This window comes from Nonomuraea sp. NPDC050404 (assembly GCF_040655495.1).
In the GTDB taxonomy this organism is placed as follows: domain Bacteria; phylum Actinomycetota; class Actinomycetes; order Streptosporangiales; family Streptosporangiaceae; genus Nonomuraea.
Window position 1 is genome coordinate 386,066 of record NZ_JBFAKB010000011.1, and the last position, 18,147, is coordinate 404,212.

14 protein-coding genes are annotated in these 18,147 nt (G+C 69.7%); 10 read left to right on the forward strand and 4 right to left on the reverse strand.

Annotation, left to right across the window (positions count from 1 at the left end; genetic code table 11):
• Positions 1-50 precede the first annotated feature (50 nt).
• Positions 51-1,490, forward strand: coding sequence for an MFS transporter (locus AB0I81_RS30975; RefSeq protein WP_360663561.1), 1,440 nt, complete (start codon positions 51-53; stop codon positions 1,488-1,490).
• A gap of 64 nt (positions 1,491-1,554) precedes the next feature.
• Here the strand turns inward: AB0I81_RS30975 and AB0I81_RS30980 are convergent, their stop codons facing one another.
• Together AB0I81_RS30980 and AB0I81_RS30985 are read right to left on the reverse strand one after the other, a co-directional pair.
• Positions 1,555-2,547 (reverse strand): hydroxyacid dehydrogenase, encoded by a 993-nt coding sequence (locus AB0I81_RS30980; protein WP_360663596.1) that lies wholly within the window; start codon positions 2,545-2,547, stop codon positions 1,555-1,557.
• Between the two features lie 23 nt (positions 2,548-2,570).
• On the reverse strand, positions 2,571-3,605 hold the full coding sequence (locus tag AB0I81_RS30985) for a LacI family DNA-binding transcriptional regulator (RefSeq protein WP_360663563.1): 1,035 nt from the start codon (positions 3,603-3,605) through the stop codon (positions 2,571-2,573).
• A 218-nt stretch (positions 3,606-3,823) separates the two neighbouring features.
• Here AB0I81_RS30985 and AB0I81_RS30990 point away from each other — a divergent pair, with 218 nt between their 5' ends.
• From AB0I81_RS30990 to AB0I81_RS31020, 7 genes are all read left to right on the forward strand, one after another.
• On the forward strand, positions 3,824-5,110 hold the full coding sequence (locus tag AB0I81_RS30990; protein WP_360663565.1) for an extracellular solute-binding protein: 1,287 nt from the start codon (positions 3,824-3,826) through the stop codon (positions 5,108-5,110).
• Positions 5,107-6,051 carry a sugar ABC transporter permease gene (locus tag AB0I81_RS30995; protein ID WP_360663567.1) on the forward strand — a complete coding sequence of 315 codons (945 nt, stop codon included), beginning with the start codon at positions 5,107-5,109 and terminating at the stop codon, positions 6,049-6,051. The genes AB0I81_RS30990 and AB0I81_RS30995 overlap by 4 nt, the downstream gene beginning before the upstream one ends.
• A complete protein-coding gene (locus tag AB0I81_RS31000) occupies positions 6,048-6,869 on the forward strand; it encodes a carbohydrate ABC transporter permease (RefSeq protein WP_360663569.1) in 822 nt (273 codons plus the stop codon). The genes AB0I81_RS30995 and AB0I81_RS31000 overlap by 4 nt, the downstream gene beginning before the upstream one ends.
• Before the next feature lie 14 nt (positions 6,870-6,883).
• Entirely contained in the window at positions 6,884-8,311 is a 1,428-nt protein-coding gene (locus AB0I81_RS31005) for an RICIN domain-containing protein (protein ID WP_360663571.1), read from the forward strand.
• Positions 8,312-9,230: 919 nt separating this feature from the next.
• Positions 9,231-9,413, forward strand: coding sequence for a hypothetical protein (locus AB0I81_RS31010; protein WP_360663573.1), 183 nt, complete (start codon positions 9,231-9,233; stop codon positions 9,411-9,413).
• A gap of 761 nt (positions 9,414-10,174) precedes the next feature.
• On the forward strand, positions 10,175-10,774 hold the full coding sequence (locus AB0I81_RS31015) for a recombinase family protein (protein WP_360663575.1): 600 nt from the start codon (positions 10,175-10,177) through the stop codon (positions 10,772-10,774).
• A gap of 281 nt (positions 10,775-11,055) precedes the next feature.
• On the forward strand, positions 11,056-11,505 hold the full coding sequence (locus tag AB0I81_RS31020) for a hypothetical protein (protein ID WP_360663577.1): 450 nt from the start codon (positions 11,056-11,058) through the stop codon (positions 11,503-11,505).
• A gap of 287 nt (positions 11,506-11,792) precedes the next feature.
• Here AB0I81_RS31020 and AB0I81_RS31025 read toward each other — a convergent pair whose 3' ends face one another.
• The gene (locus tag AB0I81_RS31025; protein ID WP_360663579.1) at positions 11,793-14,588 is read right to left on the reverse strand and encodes an AAA family ATPase; all 2,796 of its coding nucleotides are present in this window, start codon (positions 14,586-14,588) and stop codon (positions 11,793-11,795) included.
• Between the two features lie 92 nt (positions 14,589-14,680).
• On the opposite strand from AB0I81_RS31025, the gene AB0I81_RS31030 reads away from it, so the two are divergent.
• A complete protein-coding gene (locus AB0I81_RS31030) occupies positions 14,681-15,850 on the forward strand; it encodes an MFS transporter (protein WP_360663581.1) in 1,170 nt (389 codons plus the stop codon).
• A complete protein-coding gene (locus tag AB0I81_RS31035) occupies positions 15,840-17,198 on the forward strand; it encodes a M20/M25/M40 family metallo-hydrolase (RefSeq protein ID WP_360663583.1) in 1,359 nt (452 codons plus the stop codon). The genes AB0I81_RS31030 and AB0I81_RS31035 overlap by 11 nt, the downstream gene beginning before the upstream one ends.
• A gap of 110 nt (positions 17,199-17,308) precedes the next feature.
• Here the strand turns inward: AB0I81_RS31035 and ftsX are convergent.
• Positions 17,309-18,147, reverse strand: an 839-nt coding sequence (gene ftsX, locus AB0I81_RS31040) for a permease-like cell division protein FtsX (protein ID WP_360663585.1), incomplete at its 5' end; no start/stop codon positions are given.

Consider the following 18,147-nt stretch of genomic DNA (forward strand, 5'->3'; position numbering starts at 1 on the left):
GTGTAGAGTGCACATCGCTTCCAACTTCGTACGCAAACAGGGGGATTCGCGTGGAAGAGCCCAGTTCCAGATCCAACGGCATCGTCACCGTGATGGCCGTGGCCGGCATCGTCGCCTCGCTCACCCAGACCCTGGTCGTGCCGCTGATCGGCGAGCTGCCGAAGCTGCTGGGCACCAGCGCGTCGAACGCCTCCTGGGTGATCACGGCGACCCTGCTGGCCGGCGCGGTCACGACCCCGGTGATGGGCCGGCTGGGCGACCTGTACGGCAAGCGCCGCATGATGCTCATCTGCTCGATCCCCCTGATCGCGGGCTGTGTCATCTGCGCGCTGGCCGGTTCACTGACCCCGATGCTGATCGGGCGGGGCCTGCAGGGCATGGGCATGGGCATGATCCCGCTGGGCATCAGCGCCCTGCGCGACGTGCTGCCGCCCCACCGGCTCGGCCCCTCCATCGCGCTGATGAGCTCCTCCATGGGCATCGGCGGCGCGCTGGGCCTGCCGATCGCCGCCGCAGTGGCCGAGTACGCGAGCTGGCGGGTGCTGTTCTGGGCCACGGCCGCGCTGAGCCTGGGGGTGGCCGCGCTCATCTGGCTGCTGGTGCCGGTCACGCCGGCGGCCGCGAAGGGGCGCATCGACCTGCTCGGCGCGCTCGGCCTGGGCGCGGGCCTGGTGTGCCTGCTGCTGGGCGTCTCCAAGGGCGCCGACTGGGGCTGGGGCAGCGGCATCACGCTCGGCCTGCTGGCCGCCGCGGTCGTGCTGCTGCTCGTGTGGGGCTGGTGGGAGCTGCGCGTCCGCGACCCGCTGGTGGACCTGCGCGTCACCGCCCGCCCGCAGGTGCTGCTGACCAACCTGGCCTCGATCGTGGTCGGCTTCTCCATGTACGCCCAGTCGCTGATCGTCATGCAGATCCTGCAGCTCCCCACGGCCACCGGTTACGGACTGGGCCAGTCGATGCTGGCCGCCGGCCTGTGGATGGCGCCCGCCGGACTGATGATGATGATCGTCTCTCCCATCGGCGCGCGCCTGTCGGCCGCCCGCGGCCCCAAGGTCACGCTGATCGTCGGCAGCCTCGTCATGGCGTTCGGGTACGGCTCCTCCATGTTGCTGCTCGGCTCCGCCTGTGGCCTGCTGATCGTCACCTGCGTCTGCAGCATCGGCGTCGGGTTCGCCTACGGCGCGATGCCCGCCCTCATCATGGGCGCCGTGCCGCGCTCGGAGACCGGCGCCGCCAACAGCTTCAACACGCTGATGCGCTCCATCGGCACCACCGTGTCGGCCGCGGTGGTCGGGCTCGTCCTGTCGCAGCTCACCATCGACTTCGGCGGGCATCCGGTGCCGTCGGAGGGCGGGTTCCGTACCGGCATGCTCATCGGCTGCGGCGCCGCGCTGGTGGCGGCGGCGATCACGCTCACCCTGCCGGGCCACCGCCGCGAGGCCCGGCACGCGGCCACCCATGCCGAGCCGGCGCAGCCCGCCGCCAAGCTATAGGCGATCCGCCGAGCAGGTCCGCCGCCAACCTTCAGGCGATCTGCCGAACGGGCCGCCACAAACTTCAGGCGATCCTGTGCAGGTCCGCGACGCGTACCGCGCCGCGCAGCGGGCGGCCGCGGGCCAGCCGTTCCACCTCCCCCACCGCGAACTCCCCCAGCCGCCGCAGCTCCCGCCCCCTGGCCCCGCTGATGTGCGGGGTGATGAGCACGTTCGGCAGGCCGAGCAGCGGATGACCGGGCGGCAGCGGCTCGGGATCCGTCACGTCGAGCACGGCGCCGATCCGGCCGCCGGAGCAGTGCCGTACGAGGGCGTCGGTGTCGATCAGCGCGCCACGCGCGGTGTTGATCACCACGGCGCCGTCGCGCAGCAGCGACAGGCGGCGCTCGTCCAGCAGGCCGCGCGTCTCGGGCAGTTCCGGCGCGTGCACCGTGACCAGCTCCGCCTCCCGGCACAGCGCGTCCAGCGGGACCACCCGCGCGCCCAGCCGCGCCGCCTGCGCCGGCGTCGCGTACGGGTCGCTGAGCAGGATCTCCGCCCCGTGCCCGCGCAGGCCGCCGATCACCAGCCGGCCCACCCGCGAGGCGCCGATGACCCCGACGGCCGTGCCCGCCAGCCCGCCCCGGTCGCCGGGGGTGGCCACGCCGGGCAGCGCGTCGCCCGACCAGGAGCCCGCCGCGTACGCGCGCGCCCTGGGATAGGCCTGCTTGGCCGCCAGCACCAGCATGGCCAGCGTGAACTCGGCCACCGGCACCGCGTTGGCCCGCGCCGCCGACGACACCGCGATGCCCCGGTCGAACACCGCCTCCGTCAGGTGCCCCTTGACGCTGCCGGCCGCGTGCACGACGGCCCGCAGCCGGGGCGCGGCCGCCAGCACGCCGGCGTCGATGCGCGGGCAGCCCCATCCGGTGATCAGGATCTCCGCGTCGAGGGGCCCGTCGAAGGCGTCGATCACCCGCTCGTGCACCCGCGTGACCAGGGACAGGCGGGCGCGCAGATCGAGGGGGAACAACTCGGGCAGCAGCGGCGGCCGCATGGCGAACGCCACAAGTGGCATCACCGGGCACATCACCGGGCACATCAGCGGGGGCCGAGGGACCGTACCGAATCGCGCACCACGATGTGGGTGCCCAGCGTCATGGGGCTGGTGGTGAGCCGGCCGAGCGCCAGGCGCACGGCGGTCCTGCCGAGCTCGTCGTGCGGCAGGTGCACGGTGGTCAGGCGCAGGTCCTGGGCGGGCGGCACGTCGTCGTAGCCGACGATCGACATCTCGGCGGGCACGCGCAGCCCGTGCTCGCCCAGCGCCTGGATCGCCCCCGAGGCGAGCAGGTCGTTGCCGGCGAAGATCGCGGTGAAGTCGGGCGGCCCCGCGGCCAGGCGGCGGTTCATCGCGTCGTAGCCGGACTGCCGGTCGAACTCGGCCTCGACCTCCAGCGACGCGTCCGCGGGCACGCCGTGCTCGGCCAGCGCGCTGCGGTAGCCGGCCACGCGGCTGTCGGAGGTGGTGTGGCCGGGGCGCAGGCCCAGGTAGAGGATCCTGCGGTGGCCCGCCGACAGCAGGTGCGCGGTCACGGCGTGCGCGCCGCCGGTGTTGTCGAAGCCGACCACCAGGGCGGGCACCCCCTCCCCCAGCGGTGGCCGCCCGCACAGGACCAGGCGGGAGCCGGCGGCGGCCAGGGCGTGCGCGTACTCGGTCATCCGCTTGCGGTACTCCTCGTCCACGATCACGCTGCCGACCAGGATGACGGCCTCGGCCCGCTGCTCGCGCAGGAGTTGCACGATCGACAGTTCGCGGCCGGTGTCGCCGCCGGTGGTGCAGATCAGCGACAGCCTGCCCTCCTGGGCGGCCTGCTCCTCCACGCCCTGGGCGATCAGCGCGTAGTACGGGACGGCGACGCTGTTGACCACGATCGCGATCGCGCCGGGGCGGGCCGCCGACAGAGCCCTGGCGTGGGCGTTGGGCACGAAGTCGAGCTCGCGCACGGCGCGCAGGACCTTGTTGCGGGTGGCCGCGAGCACCGGATATTCACCGCCCAGCACCCGGGAGACGGTGGCGACCGAGACCCCGGCGCGGCCGGCCACGTCCCTGATGGTGACGCGCTTGGGTGTGCTCATGCGCCCTCCCGATCAGGTAATCGGTTACTTGAGCAATGCCCAGGACGCTAAGAGATCCTCTGGGAGCCGTCAACCCCGGCCCCACAACGTTTGTAACGAAAAGTTAACAGTGCATTGACCGGCGTGGGAGTCGCGTCTAGCGTCCGGGCAACGACGTCTGAAGTAACCGGTTACCTCACATCGGCCCCGGCTCACTCCCCCCACGAGAGGTGGCCCCGATGGACAGGGAAATCACCAGGCGCGGACTGCTCAAGGGCTCCGTGCTCTTCGTCGCCGGCGCGGCCGTCTCCGCGTGTTCCACCGCGGACCCGCTGGCCAGGAACGACGCCCCCGCGGGAAGCGGCGCGGCGAAGATCACCTTGACGCACTGGTACCACGAGTACGGCGAGGAGGGCACGCAGCAGGCGGCCATGAGGTACGCCGCCGACTTCACCAAGGCCAACCCCGACATCGCGGTCAAGGTCTCCTGGATCCCCGGCGACTACGCCACGAAGTGGACGGCCGCCGTGCTCACCCCCGACGGCCCGGACGTGTACGAGGTCAACGACGTCAGCCCCAACATGGTCAAGGCCGGCCAGGTCACCCCGCTGGATGAGGTGCTGGGCGCGGAGAAGGCCGACTTCAACACCAAGGTGCTGGCGCCGTACACGTGGGGCGGCAAGGTGTACGCGGTGCCCATGGTCATCGACCCGATGCTGGTCTTCTACCGCAAGTCGCTGTTCGCCAAGGCCGGCGTGAGCGTGCCGACGAGCTTCGCCGAGTTCTCGGCGGCGGCCAGGAAGCTCACCCAGGGCAAGCAGAAGGGCCTGTTCGCGGGCAACGACGGCGTCGGCCCGCTGGGCCAGATGGTGCCGTGGTCCAACGGCGACCTGCTGATCGACGACCGCGAGATCACCTATGACGACCCGAAGGTGGTCCGGGCGCTGACCGCGCTCAAGGAGCTCTACGACAGCAAGGCGACCCTGCAGGGCTACTCCACGGACTGGTGGGATCCCGGCGCGCTGATCAACGGAGCGGCGGCCATGCAGTGGGTCGGCATGTGGGCCGTGCCCGGCCTGACCGAGGCGATCGGCGACGACTTCGACGCCTTCGCGCTGCCGCCGTTCGGCCCCGGCGGGCAGGCGGTGGTCAACATGGGCGGCTGGGTGCAGGTCGTCAACGGCAAGAGCCGCAACCTGGAGGCGGCCAAGCGGTACGTGCGCTGGTTGTGGGTGGACAACACCGCCGCGCAGACCGACTGGAATCTGGCCTACGGCTTCCACATCCCGCCCCGCAACAGCGCCGCCGCCCAGGCCGGCAAGCTGAGCGCGGGACCGGCCAAGACCGTCATGGACGCGGTGGCCGCCCACGGCACCAAGCAGCCGGCGTTGTGGACGCCCGAGGTGCGCCAGCCGTACACCGACGCGGTCACCGCGATCGTCAAGAAGGGCGCCGATCCGAAGAGGACGCTGTCCGAGGCGGCCGGACGCTCGCAGGACATCCTGGACAAGGTGCCCGTGCTATGACGACCACGGCCGCCGGGCGGTGGACCTCCCGCTGGCCGGCCTGGCGCGCGTTCCTGCTGCTCACGCTGCCGATGGTGGCCGGGCTATTCCTGTTCAAGTACGTCGCCATCGGCTGGGGGCTGCTGCTCAGCTTCAACGACGCCCGCGGCACGATCGCGCTGGGCGACTGGAACGGCCTGGAGAACTACCGGCGGCTGCTGGGCGATCCGGCCTTCACCAGGTCGCTGGTGACGATCCTGCTGTTCACGCTGTTCATCGTGCCGGTCACGTTCGCGCTGGCGCTGGGCCTGGCGGTGCTGGTCAACCGGCTGCGCGCGGGCCGGGCGCTGTTCCGCACGACGTTCTTCATCCCGGCGGCGGTCTCGTACGTGGTCGGCGCGCTGGTGTGGAAGATGAGCCTGTTCAGCGGCACGCCGTCCGGGGTCGCCAACAGCCTGGCCTACCTGCTGGGATACGAGGAGTCGATCGGCTGGGTGGCCACCGTGGACCCGCCGCTGTACTGGATCGTGCTGGTCACCGTGCGGTTGTGGCTGCAGACCGGCTTCTACATGATCCTGTTCCTGGCCGGCATCCAGCAGATCCCGGCGCAGCTCTACGAGGCGGCCAGGGTGGACGGGGCAGAGTCGGAGGGCCGGCTGTTCCGGCACATCACCTGGCCGCTGCTGCGCAACACCTCGGTCGCGGTGGTGCTGCTGCTGATCATCAACGCGTTCCAGGCATTCGACGAGTTCTACAACATCCTGGCCTCCAACCTGTCGGGGCTGGGCGGCGCGGAGGGCCGTACGCCGCTGATCTACCTGTTCCAGACGGCGCTCGGCGAGCAGAACTACGGCGCCGGGTCGGCGGGCGCGTTCGTCATCACCGTGCTGATCGTGGCGTTCACGCTGCTGCAGGGCCGCTTCGCCGGGTTCGGCAGGACCGCCGAGGAGGAGGGGCGATGAGGGGGCGGCGTCTGGGCTCGTACGCGGCCGTGATGGTCTTCGCGGTGCCGTTCCTGCTGCCCTTCTACCTGCTCATCCGCAACGCGCTGATGACCAGGCGGGAGCTGGGCTCGCTGGAGTGGCGCTGGTGGCCGGAGACGGTCACCTTCCAGGGGTTCGCCGACGCGTTCGGCAACGAGGCGGTGCCGCTGGCGCACGCGTTGTGGAACTCCACGCTCATCTCGGCGATCTCCGCGCCGCTGTCCACGCTGCTGGCCTCCATGGCCGGGTACGCGCTGGCCCGCATCCCCGTGGCCGCGGCGAAACCGGTGTTCTTCTTCATCATCGCCACGATGATGGTGCCGGGCGCGGCCACGTTCATCCCGACGTTCGTCGTGGTCGGCTCCCTGGGCGGGGTGAACACGTTGTGGGGGCTGATCGTCCCCGGGCTGTTCAGCGCGTTCGCGGTGCTGCTGTTCCGCGGCTTCTACCTGCGCTTCCCGCGCGAGCTTGAGGACGCGGGCCGGGTGGACGGCCTGGGCCATCTCGGCCTGTACGCGCGGCTGGCGCTGCCGAACTCCGGTGCCCTGTTCGCCTCGCTCGGCATCCTGTCCTTCATCGAGCACTGGAACGCCTTCCTGTGGCCGCTGGTCATCGGCCAGGACCCGGAGTTCTGGACGGTGCAGGTGGCGCTGTCCACCAACCTCAACCAGCAGGCCGTCAACCTGCCGGCGCTGTTCGCCGGCGCGCTCGTCGCCATCCTCCCCCTGGTCGCCCTCTTCCTCATCGCCCAGCGATGGATCGTCAGGGGCGTCCTGCTCACCGGCATCAAAGGCTGATAGGAGCACTCCTCATGTCCCGCGTCCTGCCCTTGCTCGCCGCACTCATCCTCGCCCTCCTGCCCGCGTTACCCGCCCTGCCCGCCCAGGCCGCGGCCCCCGTCACGGTGCCGATCGGCGCGCAGTTCACCGACACCTCCGGCAACCTGCTGCACGCCCACGGCGGCGGCGTGCTGAAGGTCGGCTCCTACTACTACTGGTTCGGCGAGAACCGCAACTCCGACGGCACCTTCCGCTACGTCTCGGCCTACCGCTCCTCCGACCTGCGCAACTGGGAGTTCCGCAACCACGTGCTGACCCAGTCCAGCGCCGCCGAACTGCAGGTCGCCAACATCGAACGCCCCAAAGTGATCTACAACGCCGCCACCGGCCGGTTCGTCATGTGGATGCACAAGGAGAACGGCCGCGACTACGGCGAGGCGCGGGCGGCGGTGGCCGTGTCGAACACGGTGGACGGCAACTACACCTACCTGCGCAGCTTCCGTCCGCTCGGCCACATGTCCCGCGACATCACCGCGTACGTGGACTCCGACGGCGCCGGCTACATGATCTCCGCCGCCGACGAGAACTACGACCTGCACATCTACCGGCTGACCTCCGACTTCACCGACGTGGCCACACTGGCGCGCATGTGGGACGGCGACCACCGGGAGGCGCCGGCCATGTTCAAGCGCAACGGCGTGTACTTCCTGCTCACCTCGGGCGCCACCGGCTGGCAGCCCAACCAGGCCAAGTACGCCACCGCCACCAGCATCACCGGCACCTGGAGCGCCTGGCAGAACGCGGGCGACGGTCTCACCTTCGGCTCCCAGCCGGCGTACGTGCTCCCGGTCCAGGGCACCTCGGGCACCTCCTACCTCTACCTGGGCGACCGCTGGGCCGGCGCGTGGGGCGGCCCGGTCAACGACTCGCGCTACGTGTGGCTGCCGATCCAGTTCAGCGGCAACACCACCATGAGCCTGTCCAACGCCCGCCAGCTCACCATCGACGCCGCCGCCGGCACGCTCGCCACCGCCGGCTCCGGCTACGACCGGCTCACGGTGCGGCACTCGGGCAAGTGCGCCGACGTACGCAACGGCTCGACGGCGAACTCGGCGGCCATCATCCAGTACGACTGCAACGGCGGCACGAACCAGCAGTGGCGCATCCAGTCCATCAGCGGCGGCTACGTGCAGATCGTCGCCCGCAACTCCGCCAGATGCCTGGACGTCAACGGCGTCAGCACCGCCGACGGGGCCGCGCTGCACCAGTACGGCTGCGGCACCGGCACCAACCAGCAGTGGACGCTGCAGGACGCGGGCGGCGGCTATGTGCGGCTGGTGGCCAGGCACTCGGGCAAGTGCGCGGACCTGCCCAGCTCGTCCACCGCCAACGACGTGCAGTTCAAGCAATATCCCTGCAACAGCGGCCAGAACCAGCAGTTCACCAGGTCACAGCTCTGACAGATGATCCGCTCAAGGACGGATAGTGCCCGGAATTCCGTATGGAACCGGGCCTGTCCATTACTGCCGGTCTCCCCACGGTCTCCCCCACTGTCGCGCCTACCCCTATTCGGAGGTCCACGACTTGTCCAGATCGTCCCATTCCCATCCTCCACGACACTCCCAGCCGCGGCCTTTGTGCACTGGCTCCTTCCGCCGTCCAGCAGCCGAACTCGGCACCGCTCATGGCACCGTCAGAAAGCAGGCCCCCGCCCGCGCTCTGCCTCCGACCGACAGCTTTGCCAGGCCGACGGATTGGGGGTGACCGCGCGATGAGGTCTTCCGCTTCCGGCAGGCACCGCAAGCGCGTCGTGGAGACCGAGTCGTGGAGACCGAGGAGTACGTCGCCATGCTGCACCGGATGGTGAACGCGCTCGCCCGCCGGCTGTCCGACGACCCGGTCGGCCTCGTCCACGTCGAGCCCCCTACGCGAGCATCTGTGAGACGCGATGAACATCGCCATCGCGGTCAACCAGGAAAAGCCCCGCGGCTACTCCTTTGGCTAGCTCGCGGCGATTCTCGGCACCCGACGGGAGTCCGTCTACGAACGAGCAGTCGAGGGCCGCAAGCTGCTGGCCGAGATGGCAGAGGATTGCGGGAGACGGAATGGCAGACCTACTTTCCGCGATTGCCGTACCAGCAAGCGTGCCCGCAGCCGGGGCGCAGGCCAGGTTCCGTGCCACGCCGGGCCGGGTGAGATCGCCGAGCAGTCGGACGCAGTGGTACTCAACGCCGGGATGCAGAACCCTCAAACCGGCCACCGCACCGCCGAGCGGCCGGCCTCGGCCCAGCGCCACGCCAGACCTCACCTACCTGGCGACAATTCCTCACCTCACAAGCCTCCGGCATCCTGGCCTGCGACTTCCTGCACATCGACACCGTGTTCCCCAAGCGCCTGTACGTCTTGTTCGTCATGGAGATCGAGACACGCCGCGTGCACGTGCCGGGCGTCACCTCCAACCCGACCGGCGCATGGACCACCCAGCAGGCCCGGAACCTGCTGATGGACCTGGGTGAACGCGCCGGCGCCTTCAGGTTTCTCATCCGGGACCGTGACGGCTAGTTCTTCCGCTCCTTCGATGAGGTGTTCACCGCCGCTGGCGTGCGGGTCATCAAGACGCCCGTCCGGTCACCACGAGCGACCGCGTTCGCCGAACGGTTCGTGGGAACGCTACGCCGTGAGTGCCTCGATCACCTGCTCATCCATGGCGAGCGGCACCTGCGTAAGGTCCTGACCTAGTACGAGCACCATTTCCACCATCATCGCCCGCATCAGGGCCGTTCCCTCCACCCGCCCTTGCACAACCCCAGCGAAGTGATCGACATGACCTCCTGGATCCACCGCCGAAGGACCGTCACAGGACTGATCGGCGAGTACCGCAGAGCAGCCTGATCACCCGGCAAACGCCCAGATCAGCAGCAGGATCCGCGTTTTGGCACCGCACACGGTAACTACAGGGCATGTATGACGACCCTCATTGTCAGCGGCGTTGGAGCGCAACACGCCGCCGAGGCATGCCGCCTCGCAAGGTCGTGAGCCGGACCCACCCCCGGCACCACTTCCCGGGACCGTCGTACGGCGGCTGACACCGTGAAAGAGGGCCCCGCCACCACGCAGGTGGCGGGCGCCTCCCGCGCATGCGCCAGCCCCGTGGGCGGCGTCGCGCTGGCGACCGCTTCCAGGCGTTCATCTAACGGTCGTCGTCTGACGAACACGAACGAGAACCCGCCAAAAAGCGCCGCCCCACCCCGCCAAAGCGTTCATTTTCCGACAGTGTTCACCTTCCTCGCAAAGCACGTTTGATGAACGGAGACACTCCCCGAATGGCGCTCATCGGCCTGGTCCGGGGCAGCACCGACAAACAGAACACCCAGCGCCAGCACGACGCCCTCGAACCCCTCTGCTGGAAGGTCTTCGAAGAGAAGATCAGCGGCGAGCTCGCCACCGACGACCGGCCCGATCTGCTGAACGCCCTGTCCTACATCCGCGACGGCGACCTGCTCACCGTCCAGGAGGTCGACCGGCTCGGCCGCAACCTCCTCGAGGGGCTGATCGTCCTCAACGACCTGTTCCAGCGCGGCATCGGCGTCAAAGTGCTGGAGGGCATCGCCGCCGGCGAGCACACCGAACGCTCCCTGATCCTCGACCTGGCCCTCGCCCTGGCCGAAGACCGCCGCCGCGACATCGTCCGCAAGACCAACAACGGCCTGGAGGCCGCCCGCAAACGCGGCAGGGTCGGCGGCCGGCGACCCGTCGTCGACGACGACAAACGCGCCGCCATCCTCGCCCGCCGCCAGCGCGGCGAATCAATCCGCACCATCGCCGCCGGAGTGAAGGTCTCCGTCGGCGTCGTCCACAAGACCCTCGCAGCCGCCCGATCCGAGACCGAGCCCGCCGCAGCTGCGGCAGACAACCCCTGCTAACCGGATCTACCTGCCCCTGCGCCCTGGCTGGTGCAGGTCCTGGCAGGCATGAGGGCCGCCGCCCTTCCACAGCACCGCGAACCCTCATCGACCGACCGGGGGCTCTGCAGGCCAACGCAGCACACCTCCTTGTGAAGGTGCAAGAACAGCACCACACCTGTATGCCTGGCTCTTACACCGCCCTCTCCTATGCGCATCCGGCTCCGAAGAGCGCTTCCCGGTGAGGACGTCGAGCCAGAAACCGCGTTGATCAGATTTGCGGCTGATGCAACCATCCTCGGATGGACGAACAGGAACTGCCGCAGATCCAGGCGAACGTTAGCCTCGCCATCGACCAGCTCGGGCCACTGAGTGACGTGGACTTCGGCCTCAACCGGGAGTCTGTCGAGTGGGTCGAGGGCTTCATCGAGCGCCAGCGTTCTCGGCCGGACTTCGACCTGGAGCAGATCGACGGCCTGGTCGGCGTGCTCGGCTCGTTCCTCGGCGCATGCATCGCCGCAGCCACGGGCGGCAGGTGGCACAGGTCGGACGATGATGGGTGGGGTGTACTCCTGTCTGATGGCAGCACAGCCTTCCCATTCGCGAAAGTGCGCAAGCAGTTCCGTAGTGGGGTGGAAGGAGGCGAATCGATCGCCAGTTTCTACCGGATCGCGGTCGACTTCATCGCCACGGGGAAGATGCGGGAAGCACGTGAGGGCGGCGCCGGCAGCGCTGACCAGCACGCGACGTGATCCTTTCCTACGTTGTGCGGCCGACGAGCCGTGAACGTCACCGCGCACGGATCACCTCGGCCATCACCGTCTCGACCGCCGCCGGCACCCGGCCGAGTCTCCGGCCGCCGCTCGAGCGCCGGGTCAGCACGCCCCGCTCGACGATCTGTCCCCGCCCGCTGTCGATGCGGGGACCTCACCGTCGCGCACACGAGTACGGAACAAAACGCACGGTAGCGCACAGGACTATGAACGTCCGGCTGTTCCTAGTCCTCCGCACAGATCGCTCGAACCCGAGTGGGCCCCGCCTAGATCAACTCGTGCCGGTAGGCAGCGGTGGCGGCCTGGACGCGGCTGCGTACGCCGAGCTTGGCGAGGATGTTGCTCACATGCGCACCCGCCGTCTTGACCGAGATGAACAGTTCCTCCGCGATCTGCCGGTTGGTGCGGCCGTCGGTGAGCAGCCGCAGCACTTCCCGCTCGCGCGGCGTGAGGTCGAAGTTGCGCTCCTCTGCCGGATCGGTCTCGCCCTGTGCGATGAGAGGGATCCGAGCCAGGCGCGCCAGCCGTTCGATCCGGGCACGCAGGGGCTCTGCTCGCAGGCGGTCCGCCTCCCGGGCGGCTTCGGTCAGCTGGGAGGAGGCCGAGGCGCGGTCTCCCGCTTCCGTGGCGTGTTCCGCGGCGCGCAACAGGGCCAGAGCCTGAGCGTATGGCTGGTGAAGATCCGTCCACGCGGCCGTGACGCATGGCCACAGGTCCGGCCGTCCGGTTTCGGCGGTGTAGGCGAGGCGGTGGGCTTCTTGGACGGGCCCGATCACCGGCAACGCGGCCGCGGTCTCGGGCAGGCCGGGAACAGGTAGGGACGCGCCTGCTTCGATCACCGGCCACAGGTAGCGCGGGCTCGTCTTCCCACTGCTCAGCGCCTCCTCCACGAGTCGCGCGGCATCGGCCGTGCGCCCCTGCGCTTTGCGGAGATCCACCTCCATGCGCACCAGCAAGAGGTGGTCTTGGGCATAAGACGTGCCTCTGGTGAAGACTTCGCGGGCGTGGGCCGCGGCGTCCTGTGCGGCTCCAAGGTCACCTCTGGCCAGCGCGATCGTGCCGACCAGCACCGTCAGGTACGCGCGAAGGCTGGGTGTCGGGGTGAGATGCAGGGCGTGCTCGACGATCTCGGCGGCCTCGTCCCACCGGCCCAGCGCGATCAGCGCCTCCGCGAGGTTCCCCGCGTGGGTCGGGCCCGCCGTACGGGCGAGGCCCGACCGTGTGGCGGCGGCGAGTCCCTGGCGGGCCGCTTCGGCCGCTTCGGCGTATCGGCCGGCGCCCTGTAGGACGTCCGCCTCACAGCGATAGGCATGCAGGAGCGCGCCCTGATCGCCCATGCGGCGGGCCGTCGCCTGGGCGTCGATCAGGTGGGGCAGCTGTGCGTCGAGGTCGCCGGCTCGTGCCTGCGCGTACGTCAGGTTGACGGTGGCGATGACCTCGGCCTTGGCATCGCCCACGGCCTGCGCCGCTTCCAGCGCCTCGCGGGCGGCGACGCGGCCTTCGGCTTCCTGGGGGATCGTGAGGAGACGATTGGCGAGCAGATTGAGTACGGTCGCGCGTGCCGGATGCTCGCGCGGTGTCACACGAGCGGCCTCGCGTAGATCGTCCAGATCTCCCGGTATGCCGAGGAGGTGGCGCAGTTCGCCGCGGTGGGCCATCAGCCAACCGGCCCGCGCGGGATCGACATCGGCCGAGAGCGCTGTCTCCACCAGTTGGATGGCGGTCGCGTTCTCGCCTGCGGCGATGGCGGCGCGCACCGCTTCGTCGAGCACGTCGGCCCTGGACGTCGCCGGATCGGGCGCCTGCTCCCACAGCTCCAGCACACGAAGCAGCATGTGCAGCTGTTCAGCGTGCGCCAGTGACGCCGCGGCCTCGGCGGCGGCCCGGCGCGCGGCCGCCAGCGTCTTGGACGGCCGGCGCTTGGCGGCGTGCCAGTGCAGGGCGGACTCGTACGCCGCCCGGCCCAGTGGGGCGAGCTCCGGGTCCCTCTCCAGGGCTTCGGCATAGCGTACGTGGAGGTGTCCGCGTTCTCCGGGAAGCATGTCGTCGTAGAGCACCTCCTGGATCAGCGCATGACGGAACGCGTACATGTCATCCTCGATCAGGAGGAGGTTCGCGCTCACCGCTGGGCGCAACGCCTCTGTGAGGTCGGCGTCGTCCAGCCCGGTGACGGTGCGCATCAGCACGTGGCCGACCCGGGCGCCGCCGACGGCCGCGGCTTGGACCACCCTCCGGGTCTGTGAGGGCAGCCGGTCGAGCGGCGTGATCAGCAGGTCGCGAATGGACGCGGGCACCGGCGCGCCCGCGCCGGCTGACAGCGCCTCGACGAACAGCGGGTTGCCCTCGCTGCGCCGGAAGACGTCCTCGACAACCGCGGGGTCCGGCTCGCCGCCGAGCAGGCCGCGAAGCTGCCGGACCACCTCGCCCCTGCTGAGCCGGCTGAGCTCCATCCGGGTCGCCCACGGCCTGCGATCCCATTCGGCCAGCACCGGGCGGAGTGGATGCGTCCGGTGCAGTTGGTCGCTTCGGTAGGTCACGACCAGGAGAAAGGCCGCGGCGGCCTGCTGGTTTCTGATGAGGAAGTCGAGCAGCTCCCGGCTGGATCGATCGCTCCAGTGCACGTCCTCTGCGACGATCACCAAGGGCCGGTCCTCGGCGAGGTTCTCGAAGAGGGTGAGGATCTCTTCGAAGAGCCGCGCCTGCGTCAGTGCGGGATCACCGTCGCCGGCGGGTCGGCCCAGGAGTGGGAGCAGCCTGCCGACCTCACCGGGCTCGCCGCGGGGCAGGAGGCGGAGGAAGCCGTCCGCGCCGATCTTCCGCATCAGGTGGCGCAGCATGGCGGTGAACGGCGCGAACGCCAGGCCGTTCTCGCCCACCTGGGGGCAGTCCCCGGGGAGCAGCCACGCCTCCCCGGTCAGCGGCGCCGCGAATTCGGCGATCAGCCGGGTCTTGCCCACCCCGGCTTCGCCGCCGAGCAGCACGGTGGCGGGCGAGCCTCCTCTGGCACGTGCGTAGGCCTTGCCCAGAACGGCCAGCTCCGCACCCCTGCCTACGAAGACCATGGACTCAGGCTTTCAGATCTCGAGGAATCTAGGGATGCCGGATAGGGCATTCGCCCGATCCGTCCCGCTGCCATTCTGTCGAGACTGGCCTGGTGATCCAAACCGGAGCGCAACCGCTGCTCAGCCGTCCGATGGTCCTCCTGGGGATGACCTCGCTCGCCTCGATGACCAGCTTCTACCTGCTTCTTCCCATCGTTCCGCTGTACACGGCATCAAGCGGTTCAGGAGATCTGGGCGCTGGGCTGTCCACCGGCGTCACCATGCTGGCGACAGTGCTCATGGAACTGATCATGCCGACGTTTCTGGGCCGGTACGGCTACCGCGTCGGCATGGCACTGGGCGTCCTCTTTCTCGGCGTCCCCTCGGCCCTGCTGGTCCTGTCTTCTGCGTTGCCGATGGTGCTGGCCACGAGCCTGGCGCGCGGAGCTGGTCTGGCCATCGTGGTCGTGGCGGGCCCCGCCCTGGTGGCCGAGCTGGCTCCGGCCGAGCGCCGGGGCGAAGCCCTGGGCGTGTACGGCGTGGCCGTTGGGATCCCCGCGATCCTGGGCCTGCCGATCGGCTTGTGGCTGGTTCCGCTCATCGGCTACGGACCGGTCTTCCTCGCGGGGACGGGGCTGGCGCTGCTCGCGCTCATCGGGATTCCCTGGCTGCCCACAGGGGCGGCGCCGGTCGAGCAGCACGGGGGCGTCCTTCCCGCTCTGCGCAACGCCGGTCTCGCCCGGCCCGTCACCGTCTTCGCGACGATCACGCTGGCAGCCGGTGTGCTGCTGACGTTTCTGCCACTGGCCGTCCCCACCGGCTCACAAGGCACGGCTGCGACGGCGCTGCTCGCACACTCCTGTGCCATGCCCCTCGCACGGTGGGCGGCCGGCCGGTACGGCGACCGCCATGGTCAGTCCGTCCTGCTGGTGCCGGCGGTGCTCACCGCGGTCATCGGGATGGCCGGGCTCGTCTGGCTCGACAACCCCTATGCGGTGATCGTGGGGGCGGCGCTCTTCGGCGCCGGCTTCGGCGCCTCCCAGAACGTGACCCTGGCGCTGATGTTCGCACGGTCCTCTCCGCCCGAGTTCGGCCGGATGAGCGCGCTGTGGAACCTCGCCTACGACGGCGGGATGGGGATCGGCGCCGTCGGGTTCGGACTCGTGGCCGGGCCTGTGGGGTATCCGGTGGGCTTCGCGTTGATCGGTGCCGTGCTGGCTCTCGCCCTTCTCCCCTCCTGGCTCGACACGCGATCGGAAAGGAAGATCATCAGTGAACGATAACCTGCGGAGCGCCGTGCAGAAGGTGCTGCCGAGTGTGAGAGCCGACCTCGAGGCCCTCATCCGCATCCCGTCGGTGAGCGCCGACCCCGCCGCGGCCGAGGACGTGCGCCGCTGCGCGGAGCTGACGGCACAGCTCTTCCGCGCCGGTGCCGCGCAGGAGGTGGAGATACTGGACGACGTCCCCGGCGGCCGACCGGTGGTCCTCGCCAGTTGTCCTGCGCCACCCGGCCGTCCCACCGTACTGCTGTACGCCCACTACGACGTGCAGCCCGCCGGTGATCCGGCCATGTGGTCAAGCGGGCCGTTCGAGCCGCGCGAAAGCGGTGGGCGACTGTACGGCCGCGGATCCGCCGACGACAAGGCGGGCATCGCCACCCACCTGGCGGCGTTGCGCGCGCACGGCGGGTGTCCGCCGGTCGGAGTCGTCGTCATGGTCGAGGGAGAGGAAGAGATCGGTTCCCCGACGCTCGGCGCCTTCCTCGACCGGTACCGTGAAAGGCTCGCCGCTGACGTGATCGTGCTCGCCGACTCGGAGAACATCGAAGCGGGCGTCCCTTCGTTCACCACCACGTTGCGCGGCATGGCCAACTGCGTCGTCGAGGTGCGGACGCTGGCGGAGAGCGTCCATTCCGGCACCTACGGCGGTGCCGCTCCCGACGCGCTCACCGCGCTGTGCCGCCTGCTCGCCACCCTGCACGACGAGGACGGCCACGTCGCGGTGGACGGCCTCGTCACCGGCCGCCCGCCCCAGGCGGGCTATCCCGCAGAACGGTTCCGGGCCGAGGCGGGTGTGCTCGACGGCGTCAGGCTGCTCGGCTCGGGCGGCATCGCCGATCGGGTCTGGGCCGGACCCGCGGCGACCGTCCTGGCCATCGACGCGCCCTCTGTGTCAGAAGCCGCCAACGCCCTCACCGCATCCGCCCGAGCCAAGGTGAGCCTGCGCATCGCGCCGGGCGACGACGCGATACGGGCCCGCGCAGCCCTGGCCAGGCACCTCCGCGACCACGCGCCCTGGGGGGCGCACGTGGAGGTCACCGAGGCGGAGACCTCGCAGCCATACGCGGTCGACACTCGAGGGCCGGCCATTGACGCGGCCCGCCGCGCCTATGCGCGGGCCTTCGGCGGCGACGTGGTTGACCTCGGAGGCGGCGGCGCCATCCCCTTCGTCGCGGAATTCGCTGCCGCATACCCGAAGGCTGCCATCCTCATCACGAGCCCTGGAGGTGATCCGGCCAGCCGCGCCCACAGCACCGACGAGAGTCTGTACCTGGCTGACTTCGAACGGGCCTGCATCGCGGAGGCGCTGCTCCTATCCGAGCTCGCAAATGGCGTTCGCCACGCAGACTAAACGTCCCGCCTGCAGCCCTGCGATGATCCCATGTGCCGGCGGAGGCCGGGGCGAAACCAAGGCCATGACCAGGTTGCGGGCCTGTTGCACCGTCCCTTTGCCGGCGATCCTCAGACTTTCAGGTGGCGGCGGAGTGTCGCGAACGATGCCAGCACACAGATGACCACACCGATGACCATGGTGATGGTGATGGCCTGGGCCACATCGTTCCAGCCCAGCTGCGCGGTGGCGCCGCCCAGGTAGTGCCCCAGCTCCTCGAAGAGGAAGACCTTCGCGACGATCAGGATGATCGCAGAGAACACGCCGCCGATCAGGCCGGCGATGAGGCCTTCCATGACGAACGGGAGCTGGATGTAGAGGTTGGACGCGCCGACCAGCCGCATGATGCTCGTCTCCCTACGCCGGTTGAACGCCGACAGCCGTACCGTGTTGCCGATCAGGAGGGCAGCTGTCAGCACCAGGATGATGGCCACCGCAAGGGCGCTGAACGCGAGTTTGTCGAGCATCTCGAAGAAGGAACCGATCAACTCGGCCTCGTCCACCACCAGCGACACGCCCGGCTGGCTCGTCAGGGCACGCACGACGGACTCGTAGTCGTTGGGGTCTGTCACTTTGATGCGGAACGACTGCGGCATGTCCTCGACCCTGGCGGCGCTCACGAGGGCCTTGCTGGTGGCGAACAGCTTCTGGAAGTTCTGGTACGCCATCGTCTGGTCCTCGAAGAATGCCTCCGCGACGCCCGGGGTGCCCTTGATGAGCGTCTGGAGCGCCTTGGTCTGGGCCTTGGTGATCTCCTTGCCCTGGCAGTTCTCCATGGCGGAGGCCTTGGTGCACAGGTAGACCGAGATCTCGATCTTGTCGTCCCAGTAGCCCTTCATCAGCCCGACCTGGCTGTTGATCATCAGGCCCACGCCCAGCATCGCCATGCCGACCGCCACGGTGATGACCA

Coding starts and splice junctions, on each gene's coding strand:
- AB0I81_RS30980 (WP_360663596.1), bottom strand. CDS start 2,547: ATGCCACTTGTGGCGTTCGCCATGCGGCCGCCGCTGCTGCCCGAGTTG.
- AB0I81_RS30985 (WP_360663563.1), bottom strand. CDS start 3,605: ATGAGCACACCCAAGCGCGTCACCATCAGGGACGTGGCCGGCCGCGCC.
- AB0I81_RS30990 (WP_360663565.1), top strand. CDS start 3,824: ATGGACAGGGAAATCACCAGGCGCGGACTGCTCAAGGGCTCCGTGCTC.
- AB0I81_RS30995 (WP_360663567.1), top strand. CDS start 5,107: ATGACGACCACGGCCGCCGGGCGGTGGACCTCCCGCTGGCCGGCCTGG.
- AB0I81_RS31000 (WP_360663569.1), top strand. CDS start 6,048: ATGAGGGGGCGGCGTCTGGGCTCGTACGCGGCCGTGATGGTCTTCGCG.
- AB0I81_RS31005 (WP_360663571.1), top strand. CDS start 6,884: ATGTCCCGCGTCCTGCCCTTGCTCGCCGCACTCATCCTCGCCCTCCTG.
- AB0I81_RS31015 (WP_360663575.1), top strand. CDS start 10,175: ATGGCGCTCATCGGCCTGGTCCGGGGCAGCACCGACAAACAGAACACC.
- AB0I81_RS31020 (WP_360663577.1), top strand. CDS start 11,056: ATGGACGAACAGGAACTGCCGCAGATCCAGGCGAACGTTAGCCTCGCC.
- AB0I81_RS31025 (WP_360663579.1), bottom strand. CDS start 14,588: ATGGTCTTCGTAGGCAGGGGTGCGGAGCTGGCCGTTCTGGGCAAGGCC.